Source organism: Exiguobacterium alkaliphilum 12/1, from assembly GCF_000714435.1.
GTDB lineage: Bacteria > Bacillota > Bacilli > Exiguobacteriales > Exiguobacteriaceae > Exiguobacterium > Exiguobacterium alkaliphilum.
On the sequence record NZ_JJMW01000054.1, the window covers coordinates 1 to 10,522 of the forward strand.

Sequence of the window (10,522 nt, forward strand, 5' to 3'; positions counted from 1 at the left end):
TCTCACCTTTTTCAATCGTCAGCGACACGTCATCGAGCGCCGTGACCGTTCCTTTGTTGACGGTGAACGTCTTCTTGATCTGTTTGAGTGCGATCATAGTGCCTCCTTAAAATGCCGGGACGATCGAGCCGTTGAACGTCTCTTCGATGAACGTCCGAATCTCGTCAGAGTGGTAGTATGACTTGAGCGTCTCGACGACCTCGTCTTCTTTGTTGTCGGTCCGGACGACGACGTAGTTCGGGTACGGGTTGTCGACCGTGTCTTCATGGAAGAGGGCGTCCTCGTTGATCGAGAGCCCCGCACCCATCGCGAAGTTCGTGTTGATGGCGGCAAGCGCGACCTCAGGAAGTTGCGTCGGGAGCTGTGACGCCTCGAGCTCGATGAACTCGAGGTTGAGCGGGTTCTCGGCGATGTCTCGTTTCGTCGCCTTGTCCGTCAAGCCCTCCTTGAGCGTGATGAGACCAGCCGTCTCATAGAGGCGAAGCGCACGGAGTTCGTTCGCCGGATCGTTCGGCACGGCGACCTTGTCGCCTTCTTTCAATTCGTCGATATCGGTCAGCTTGTCCGAATAGAGCCCCATCGGGAAGGCGACCGTCTTGAACACGTCGTCAATCTTGTAGCCCTTATCCGCTTTTTGGAGCTCGAGGAACGACAGCGTCTGATAGCTGTTCACATCGAGGCTGCCTTCAGCGAGCGCGGCGTTCGGGGTATTGTAGTCGTTGAACACTTTGATATCGAGCTCGAGCCCGTCCTCAGCGGCGAGCTTCTTCACTTCCTCGGCGATTTGTTGGTGCGGCCCCCCGGTCACACCGATCGTAATCGACTCGTTGCTGAGCGCCTCGCTCGCATCCGATTGTCCGCAAGCTGACAGCGCGATCGCGGCGAGTAACGATGTCCCGGCAAGGACTGATTTTGATTTGATGTTCATTGAATGATTCCTCCTTTAATATGAAAAGCCCGCCACTCATCAAGAGAAGCGGGCACGACACAGCGAAGTCGGACACGCTCATCTCCCAGACGCTTCCGCCTGTTGGAATTAGCACCATGATCTTACGATCTGGTTGCCGGGTTTCATAGGGCCAGTCCCTCCACCGCTCTTGATAAGCAAACGTTCAATTTAATTGTCTTAATCTTACTCATTATTCTTTTATTTGTAAATAGATTTCTGCAAATTTTCAATAATTATTTTCAAATAGTCATAATCAATCGGTTCAGGCAACTGTTGGAGCGTCGTCTCCCTCATCACTGCTGCCACGAGGAACGGGATCTCGTCCGTCGAAAGACCGAGCGCCTCGAGCGTCGTCGGGGCCTCAACCGTTTCGAGCCATGCCCGAAGCCGAGCCACGTCTTCCGAGCCGCGTAGCGATTCTTGGACGAGCAACCCGAAGCCGACCTTGTCCCCGTGCAGGAACAGATGCGTCGTCTCGAACTGACTGAGCGCGTTATGGACGGCGTGCGCGACGGCGACCCGTGTCCCGGCGTCGCCGAACCCACCGACCGCCCCACCGATGGCGAGAACGTGGTCGACCGCATAACGCGTCCCTTCCCCATACGAGCGGAAGGCGGTCTCGGTCAATTCGAGCTCGAGCAGGCGATGACATTGCTTGGAGAGCGCGAGTCCGGCATCGACGCCGGCATCGGTCGAGGCGTCCCCGCTCAAATAGCGGGCCTCATAAAACTTCGCGACCGTGTCGATGACGCCGGCTCGATAATAATCATACGGCGATGATGCGATGACCCGGGCGTCGACGATGACACGTTCGATGACGACCCGGAAGACGTCATAGCGGTCGTAGCTCCCGTCGTCGCGATAGACGACGCTGAGCGGGGTGAACGCCGCACAGTTGGAGGCGAGCGTCGGGATGACGATGAGCGGGACGCCGTTCCGTACGGCGACGAGTTTGGCCGTGTCGACGAGCTTGCCGCCACCGACGGCGATGAGGACGTCCGCCCCGTCGAGGTCGACGCGGTCCGCCTCACGATCCGTGCACTCTCCTCGGAACGTCGTTGCCGGATAGGTTTGAATCGAAGGGAGTAACCGTTCGACGGTCGGGTAGCCGTTTTGCCCGCGCAACACATGGACCGAACGAGCGCCGATCAGTTCGTCGAGACGATCGAGCGCGTCAGCGGCGTGATCATACTCGAGCACGGCTTGACGGATCACGCCCGCACCTCTTCATAGGCGGCGAACAGCCGCTCGATTCGCTCGACGGCCTCGTCAATCTTCGGCTCCGGGGAGACGAGTCCGAAACGCACGTAGCGCTCCCCTTCGGTGCCGAAGAAATAGCCCGGTGTCACGGCCACGCCTGCCTCATGAAGCAGCTTTTTGGCGAACGAGGCGGAATCGCCTTCCGGCACTCTCGCCCAGACGAAGAACGAGCCTTTCGGGGCCGTCACGTCCCAGCCGGCTTGGCGCAGGCCGTCCACCAATCTGTCGCGCCGCGTCTCATACAGACGGGACAAGTCATCTCGAATCGACTTCGGTGACTCGAGTGCGGCGACGGCCGCTTCTTGAATCGCGGAGAAGACGCTGACATGGACGTGGTCTTGATACGTGTTGATCGCCTCGATGATGTCTTTGTTGCCGACGGCGAAGGCGACGCGCCAGCCGGACATGTTGAACGCCTTCGACATCGTGTACACTTCGATGCCGACCTCTTTCGCCCCGTCGGCTTGAAGGAAGCTCGGCGGCACATGCCCGTCAAAGCCGATGCTGCCATAGGCGAAGTCGTGGACGACCATCAGTTCCTGCTCTCGGGCGAAACGGACCGTGTCCTCGAAGAATTGTGGCGTCGCGACGGCGCCGGTCGGATTGCTCGGATAGTTCAAATACATGAGCCGCGCCCCGTGCGTATCGAGCGTCTTGTAATCCGGTAGAAAATCGTTGTCTTCTGTCAGGACGAGGTCATGCACGACCGAACCGGCCAGCCGTGCGCCCGATATATAATCCGGATAGCCCGGATTCGGGAGCAAGATGCCTTCCCCCGGTTCAAGGACACATTGTGGGAGCGTGATCAGCCCCGATTTCGACCCGATTAAAATCGCGACTTCCGTCTCGGCATCGACGTCGACTCCATACTCGTTCAAGTAGAACGTCGACACCGCCTGTTTCAATCGGCTTTGCCCACGGAACGGGCCGTACTGATGGGTCTCCGGGTTCGCGAGCGCCGTCTCGAGCGCCTCGCAGATGGGTTTCGGCGTCGGCAAGTCCGGCGTGCCTTGCCCGAGCCGGATGATATCGGCCCCGGCCTGTTCGAGCGCGGCCACTTCTTTCGCGAGCCCGACGAAGTGCTGTGGGGGTAAAGTCTTAAGTAAGTTTGAACGTCTGTCTGCCATGGATGGTCCTCCTATGCAAAAACACCCCTTTCCGCGGAAAGGGGTGTCGAGATACAGACGTATTCAAACAACCACCTTCCCATCTCTCAAGGTTACCTTGCTGGAATTAGCACAGTATTGAAACAATCTGTTGCTGAAGCTTCATCGGGCCAGTCCCTCCGCTTCTCTTGATAGAAAGTGTTTATATGCGATTTATGTGTAATATGTCCTTAAGTAAACCAAACGTTCCCATTGCTGTCAATCCTTATTTTGAAAAATGACGAAGTGCTCTTGAAACCCTGAAAAAAAACGGTCATAGTAAAAGAAGAACGTTATTCTGAAAAAAATGTAGGGTGAGGGGTTGGACTCGTGGAGCTAAACCGGCAATTGATTTGGAAACTAACAGTGATCGGCCTGATTTTACTCGTCTTATGGCGGGTCATCAGCGAACCGGACACGATTTCACGCGTGTTGCAGTATACGTTTCAACTATTGACCCCCGTCATCATGGGGATCGCGATCGCCCTCTTGTTGAACACGGTGCTGTCGTATATGGAGGAGCGATTCTCGTTGAAACGATACCAAGGCCTCTTGATCGTCTACGTGACGTTCATCGGGCTGCTCGTCATCTCGGCCGTGACGCTGTTCCCACGCATCTATTCGAGCGTCGCCTCGCTCATCGAGGAGTTGCCGTTTTATATCCGGCAACTTGACGGCTTCGTCGGTCAGTTGAATGCGTTTTTGCAAGATTACAATGAGACGATCGCCCAGACGCTCGACTTCAAGCGGTTCGAGGAGCGTTACTCGGGCTGGGTCGAGACGGCCGTGTTGTCGTCGGTCAGTTACGTCTCGAGCTTCACGATGACGCTCATCAACTTCTTGATTGGGATCGTCATCTCCATCTATCTATTGAAAGACAAAGAAGTGTTCGCCCGGATGTTCAAACGTCTGTTGTATGCGCTGTTCCCTGTCGCCACGGCGAAGACGACGATTGACATCTTCCAGGAGATGGATTACATCTTCAAACGTTACATCATCGGCAAATCGCTCGACTGTCTCATCATCGGTGTGATGGCCGTCATCGGTCTACTCATCATCAGGGCACCGTACGCCCTCTTGCTCGGGGTCATCATCGGGATCTTAAACTTCATCCCGTATGTCGGGCCGCTCCTCGGGATGATTCCGGCGTTCATCATCACATACTTCTACGACCCGTTCACGGCCGTCCTCGTCCTCGTGTTCATCTTCTTATTGCAACAGTTCGATGGATTGTGGCTCGGACCTAAAATTCTCGGCGACAGCGTCGGGATCACGCCGTTTTGGGTCATCACGTCGATCATCATCGGCGGCAGCCTCTTCGGCCTCGTCGGCATGTTCATCAGCGTTCCTGTCACGGCGATGATTCAAGTCATCCTGTCACGTCTCATCGACTATCGATTGTCACGAAAGAATTTGAACGAACTGCTCTAAAATAAGTTGACACATTCAAACAATCTGTCATACAGTTTAGCTGTAGACAACTATCAGAAAGGAGGCTGCCCCATGTCAGTCATGAACGGACTACAGACGAAACTTCATACTGACAGACAGGCGCCTTGACTTTCGTGACAATCGAACGGTTCCGCCTGTCTTTCGAGGCATGCGTAGACAAAGGGACGAGTATGCCTCCGCGCACGCTTCGTCCCTTTTTACTTTCTCAGAAACAGGTGAACCCGTATGTATCAATCACTCAAGCGGCTCGACCGCAACATTTGGATCCGTTTCCTCGGCGAGACGATCACCGGCGTCATGATGTTCATGATTGCCCCGTTCCTCGTCCTCTATTATAGTGACAAGCTCGACAGTTACGTCCAGGTCGGGGTCATCCTCGCGACCGGACCGATCATGGCGCTCATCGGCTCGGTCGTCGGCGGGCGTCTCGCCGACCTTTACGGACGTAAGCCCGTCATGATGACGGCCATCGTCGGGGATGCGCTCGCACTCGTCGGCTTCGCCTTCGCCGATACGTTCTGGCCGCTCCTGCTCTTGAACGCGATGCTCGGCTTGACGAACTCGCTCTTCCATCCGGCAGCGAGCGCCATGGTCGCGGACGTGACCGAGCCGGAACAGTTGAACGAGGCGTTCGGCCTACTCCGAATGGGGCACAACATCGGTGCCGCGTTCGGTCCGCTCCTCGGCAGTGCCGTCCTCTTCCTCGACCGGCAGTATATCTTTTTCGCGGCGGCGGTCGTGTTCGGGCTCTACGCGTTCGTCCTAGCCAAGTTCATCCGTGAGACGTTGCCCGAGACGACCGAGCATGAGACGTTATCCAACCAGGACGTGCTCCGCGTCTTCTCACAAGATCGCGTCTTTCTCGTGTTCATCTTTGCCGGCGTTTTCATCTCGATGGGCTTCGCCATCGTCGAGAGCATGTTGCCGCTCTTCTTGCGTGAGTCGCTGCCGACGTTCACGGACCGGCAAAACCCGTTCGCTTACTTGCTCGCCTTGAACGGCATCATGGTCGTCTTGTTCCAGTTCCCGATCGCCTCGAAGCTCGGCCAGAAGCCGTTCGGGAACGTCATGCTCGCCGGGGCGACCGTGTTCGGTGTCGGCATGATGCTTCTCGCCGTCGTCCCGCGTCTCCTCTATTCACTCGGCACGCCATATCTCATGCTCGTCTCCGTCCTCCTCGCCGTCTATGCGTTTTACACGCTCGGCGAGATGATCATGTCGCCTGTCCAGCAGACGTTCATCGCCATGATCGCGCCCGAGAATATGCGCGGGGCCTACAACGGTGCCGCCAGCATCCAGTGGTTGATTGGCGGTGTGACGGCGCCGCTGTTCGCGAGTTTGTTCTTCAACCGGGGCGCCGGGCACGTGGCGCTGCTCCTCGTCGGCATCGCCAGTTGCGTCTCCGGTCTCATCTACTGGCAGCTCGGACGCAAAGTCCGGGCGGCAGAAGCGAAACAAAAGACGGCCTGACCGGTAAAACACACTAAACCTTGTTGGTTAGTGTGTTTTTTGGTTTCATTTCAAATGGATTAAATTTTGAAACAGAGATTCAATTTTACTTTACAAACATAACGGTTCTTTTTATGATATGAAAGTTGGGAGGAATCTTTCATGGAAAGAATCGATAAACAGAAAATCGTAGACAGTGTGCCACAAAAAGGATTTTTCGGACAGCCAAAAGGACTGTTCACCTTGTTCTTCACCGAGTTTTGGGAACGATTCTCGTATTACGGGATGCGGGCCATCCTCGTCTTCTACATGTATTACGAGGTGTCCGAGGGTGGACTCGGCTTAGACCGCAACGTCGCCTTGTCGATCATGTCGGTGTATGGGGCGCTCGTCTATATGTCCGGCGTCATCGGCGGCTGGCTCGCCGACCGCGTGTTTGGGACGTCACGCGCCGTCTTCTATGGCGGCGTGTTCATCATGCTCGGCCATATCGTCTTGTCCGTTCCCGGTAGCCTGACGTTCTTGTTCATCTCGATGGGGCTCATCGTCATCGGGACCGGCCTGTTGAAACCGAACGTCTCGAGCATCGTCGGCGACTTGTATCATGAGACCGACCGTCGCCGCGACGCAGGGTTCAGCATCTTCTATATGGGCATCAACCTCGGGGCGTTCATCTCCCCGCTCATCGTCGGACAAGTGCAGGCCGACTACGGCTTCCATTGGGGGTTCGCCCTCGCCGCCGTCGGAATGTTCATCGGTCTCGTCGTCTTCATCGTCACGAAGAAAGGGAACCTCGGCCTCGCCGGGTCGTATGTACCGAACCCGCTGACGCCTTCAGAACGGAGAAATGCAATCAAATATTCGACCATCGCCGTCCTCGTAATCGGGGGACTGCTCGCCGCCTTGATTCCACGCGGGCTGTTCACGATTAACACGTTCATCGGACTCGTCGGTGTGTTCGGGATCGCGATTCCGACGATCTATTTCATCGTCATGTACCGCAGTCCGAAGACGACCGAAATCGAGCGGTCGCGTATCATCGCCTACATCCCGCTCTTCATCGCCTCGGTCATGTTCTGGGCGATCCAAGAGCAAGGGGCGACGATCCTCGCGAACTACGCCGATCAACGCACAAACTTGAACTTCCTCGGCCTCGAACTGAAGGCGGCGTGGTTCCAGTCGCTCAACCCGCTCTTCATCATCCTACTTGCGCCTATGTTCGCTTGGGTTTGGGTCCGGCTCGGCGACCGTGAGCCGAGCATCCCGGTCAAGTTCGCGTTCGGGATTCTATTCGCCGGACTCAGCTTCTTGGTCATCTTGCTACCGGCTTACTTCGGTGGGCCGAATACGCTCGTCAATCCGCTCTGGCTCGTCCTCAGCTACTTCATCGTCGTCCTCGGCGAGCTCAGCCTGTCGCCGGTCGGACTGTCGGCGACGACGAAACTCGCGCCGGCGGCCTTCTCGGCCCAGACGATGTCGCTCTGGTTCTTGTCGAACGCGGCGGCCCAAGGGATCAACGCCCAGCTCGTCCGCTTCTACTCACCAGAAAACGAGATGATTTACTTTGGGGTCATCGGTGGCGCCGCTATCGTCCTCAGTCTCATCTTGTTCGCCCTTGCACCGGTCATCAAACGCTATATGCGCGGGATCCACTAAAAAGGCGCCATTCCTCAACTAAGAGGAATGGCGTCTTTACTTGTTACTTGCGCACTTGGATGAGCGACAAGTAACGATCGATCAAATCTTCGCTGAAATAGTTGTGGAAGCTGTCCGACTTGAGCGATTGGATCGACTCATGGAACGTCGCCGGGAGCGAGGCGATGCCTTGGCTCTCGATCTGTTTCGCCGAGTACTCGAACAAGTCGTCCTCGTTCGGCGCCGACGGTTCGAGTCGTTGCTCGATGCCTTCGAGGCCGGCATAGATGAGTGCGGCGAGTGCCAAGTACGGGTTCGCACTCGGGTCCGGGTTGCGGACTTCGACGCGTGTCGCACTGCCGCGCGATGCCGGAATCCGGATCATCGAGCTTCGGTTCGACGGGCTCCAGCAGATGTTGACCGGTGCCTCGAAACCAGGGACGAGACGTTCATACGACTCTGGGAGCGGGTTCGTGAAGATGGCCGTCGCCCGGGCATGTTTCAAAATCCCTTCGATGAAGTGACGGGCCGTCGTAGACAGACCGTAATCCGCATCCGGCTCCTCGAAGGCGTTGTCTGTCGGCTTCCCGTCATTGTCGTTCTTCCACACCGAGATGTTCAAGTGCATCCCCGAACCGTTCACATCACGGAGCGGTTTCGGTAGGAACGACACTTTCGCGCCTTTCTCTTGGGCGGCGAGCTGGACGATCTCCTTGAAGAACTGGATGTTGTCGGCCGTATGGAGCGCATCGTCATACTTGATGCCGATCTCATGCTGGGCCGGTGCCACTTCGTGGTGGACCGCTTCGATATTGAAGCCGACTTCACTGAGTCGGTTGGCAATATGTTGGCGCACCTCATAGCCTTTGTCTTCCGAGCGGGTCGAGAAGTATCCGGCCTCATCATAAAACTCGCCGTTCTCGTCAAAGATGAAGAACTCCGGTTCGGCTCCGACGAAAATCGAGTAGCCGTCACGGGCAGCACGCTCGAGCGCATCTTTCAAGACGTTCCGGGGATCGAACTCGTAACGTTCCCCATCAGGTGTGCAAACGTCACAGAAGAAGGCGAGGATGCTCTCTTCACCGTCTTTTTCGTACCGTGGACGATCTAAATCCGGGCGTAAGAATAAGTCTGAGTTTTTGATGGAAGAGAACCCGTCGATGGACGAGCCGTCGAACATCGTTTTCCCTTCAAAGACTTCCGGCAACAATTTCGCAGACAGCGTCAATAGCTTCAAATCTCCGAGGACGTCCGAGAAATACAGATGGATTTGGGTGATCCCTTTCTCTTCGACCGCTTTCTCAATCTCTGCTTGCTGCTTCCTGTAGCCATCCTTATCAGTTCCGAATAGATTTGCCATGATTCTAAAAAACCTCACTTAAGTTATTTGACAGGTCAACACTGTCATGACGTACCTTGCGTACGCTTCTCTTTAGTTCATAACCCACTTTAAAAATTGTTAAACCCCAAATTTGAAAACAGGAATCAAAGTAGCTTGAAATCCTCCTTGTTGGTATGATGGAGAAAGACTGAACGAGAGAGGAAGAACGCTGTGAACATTTTTATGACAGGTGCGACTGGATTTTTAGGGGGACGGCTCGCGAAAGAGTTGATCGCGCGAGGCCATCGCCTCCTCGTCCTCGCCCGCTCACCCCAAAAAGTAAACAACGCCTTTACCCCGAGAGAGCGCGAGTCGATTGAGGTGCTCGCCGGTGATTTGACGTCGCCACTCCTCGGGGCGGACGAGACGTTCATCGAACGACATCACGGAAACGTGGCCCTCGTGCTCCACATGGCCGCGCTCGTGAAGTTCGACGAAGCGCTTCGTGACGAACTGTTCGAGACGAACTTGACCGGGACAAAACAAGCGCTCGAGTTGGCGAAAGCGCTCGGATGCCCCCGATTCTTCCATGTGAGCACGGCCTACACGCTCGGTGCGCAGGAAGTTGGGCATGAGACGCTCTATACAAACCAGACGTTCCACAACCCCTATGAGGAGAGCAAGGCCCACGCCGAACGTGCCGTCTGGGAGACACGGGATGATCTCGACGTCTCGATATTCCGACCGGCGATCATCGTCGGCGATTCAAAGACCGGAGAGGCCGACTCGAAGTTCACGATGTACGGGTACATGCGCGCACTCGAAGTGTTCAAGCGTCGCCTCGAGCGACGTGCGGCCCCGTCAGGCCCGATTCGGCTCGTCGGTTCAGAGACCGGGACGTCGAACCTCGTCCCGGTCGACTATGTCGCGGACGTCCTGCTCGCGGCGATTGAACACGCCCGCCCGAGCACAATCTATAACGTCACGAACGACACGCCGCCACGGAACGCCGACATGCTCGAGTTCATGAAAGAGGCGCTCGCCTTCCCGCACTTGAAGATCACCGATACGCCGACGTCGTCGCTCAGTTCGGTCGAGGAGATGTTCAACGAGATGGTGAAAGTGTTCAACCCGTACTTGGACCGCGATATCCGCTTCACCGATGCGAACACGAAACAGTTGCTCGCCGATGCCGGCTTTCAACCACTCGATTTGAACGTCCGTTCTCTGAAACGGATCGTCGACGCCTATTACGATACAAAATAAAACAAGACGGAGCTTAGACTGACCTAGCTATATGAGACACTAATA

The 10,522-nt window shown here is 56.0% G+C and carries 8 protein-coding genes and 2 riboswitches; of the genes, 4 read left to right on the forward strand and 4 right to left on the reverse strand.

The window, feature by feature from the left end; all coding sequences use genetic code 11:
• Positions 1-106: 106 nt before the first annotated feature.
• From RT52_RS11370 to RT52_RS11380, 3 genes are all read right to left on the reverse strand, one after another.
• Complete coding sequence (locus RT52_RS11370) at positions 107-928, reverse strand: MetQ/NlpA family ABC transporter substrate-binding protein (protein ID WP_034808138.1); 822 nt, start codon at positions 926-928, stop codon at positions 107-109.
• Positions 929-1,003: 75 nt separating this feature from the next.
• A riboswitch (SAM riboswitch) is annotated at positions 1,004-1,107 on the reverse strand.
• A gap of 40 nt (positions 1,108-1,147) precedes the next feature.
• Positions 1,148-2,164, reverse strand: coding sequence for an iron-containing alcohol dehydrogenase family protein (locus RT52_RS11375; RefSeq protein WP_034817445.1), 1,017 nt, complete (start codon positions 2,162-2,164; stop codon positions 1,148-1,150).
• Complete coding sequence (locus RT52_RS11380; RefSeq protein WP_034817448.1) at positions 2,161-3,336, reverse strand: aminotransferase class I/II-fold pyridoxal phosphate-dependent enzyme; 1,176 nt, start codon at positions 3,334-3,336, stop codon at positions 2,161-2,163. The genes RT52_RS11375 and RT52_RS11380 overlap by 4 nt, the downstream gene beginning before the upstream one ends.
• 76 nt (positions 3,337-3,412) lie before the next feature.
• A riboswitch (SAM riboswitch) is annotated at positions 3,413-3,513 on the reverse strand.
• Between the two features lie 171 nt (positions 3,514-3,684).
• On the opposite strand from RT52_RS11380, the gene RT52_RS11385 reads away from it, so the two are divergent.
• The 3 genes from RT52_RS11385 to RT52_RS11395 all read left to right on the forward strand — a co-directional run bounded on the left by RT52_RS11385 (position 3,685) and on the right by RT52_RS11395 (position 7,911).
• Positions 3,685-4,785, forward strand: a complete 1,101-nt coding sequence (locus RT52_RS11385) for an AI-2E family transporter (RefSeq protein ID WP_034817451.1) — start codon at positions 3,685-3,687, stop codon at positions 4,783-4,785.
• A gap of 246 nt (positions 4,786-5,031) precedes the next feature.
• Positions 5,032-6,276 carry an MDR family MFS transporter gene (locus RT52_RS11390; RefSeq protein WP_034817453.1) on the forward strand — a complete coding sequence of 415 codons (1,245 nt, stop codon included), beginning with the start codon at positions 5,032-5,034 and terminating at the stop codon, positions 6,274-6,276.
• A gap of 141 nt (positions 6,277-6,417) precedes the next feature.
• Positions 6,418-7,911: a peptide MFS transporter gene (locus tag RT52_RS11395; RefSeq protein ID WP_034817456.1), complete on the forward strand. Its 1,494-nt coding sequence runs from the start codon at positions 6,418-6,420 to the stop codon at positions 7,909-7,911.
• Positions 7,912-7,954: 43 nt separating this feature from the next.
• Here the strand turns inward: RT52_RS11395 and RT52_RS11400 are convergent, their stop codons facing one another.
• A complete protein-coding gene (locus tag RT52_RS11400) occupies positions 7,955-9,250 on the reverse strand; it encodes a glutamine synthetase family protein (RefSeq protein ID WP_034817458.1) in 1,296 nt (431 codons plus the stop codon).
• Between the two features lie 192 nt (positions 9,251-9,442).
• Here RT52_RS11400 and RT52_RS11405 point away from each other — a divergent pair, with 192 nt between their 5' ends.
• Complete coding sequence (locus RT52_RS11405) at positions 9,443-10,477, forward strand: SDR family oxidoreductase (RefSeq protein ID WP_034817461.1); 1,035 nt, start codon at positions 9,443-9,445, stop codon at positions 10,475-10,477.
• Positions 10,478-10,522: the final 45 nt, after the last annotated feature.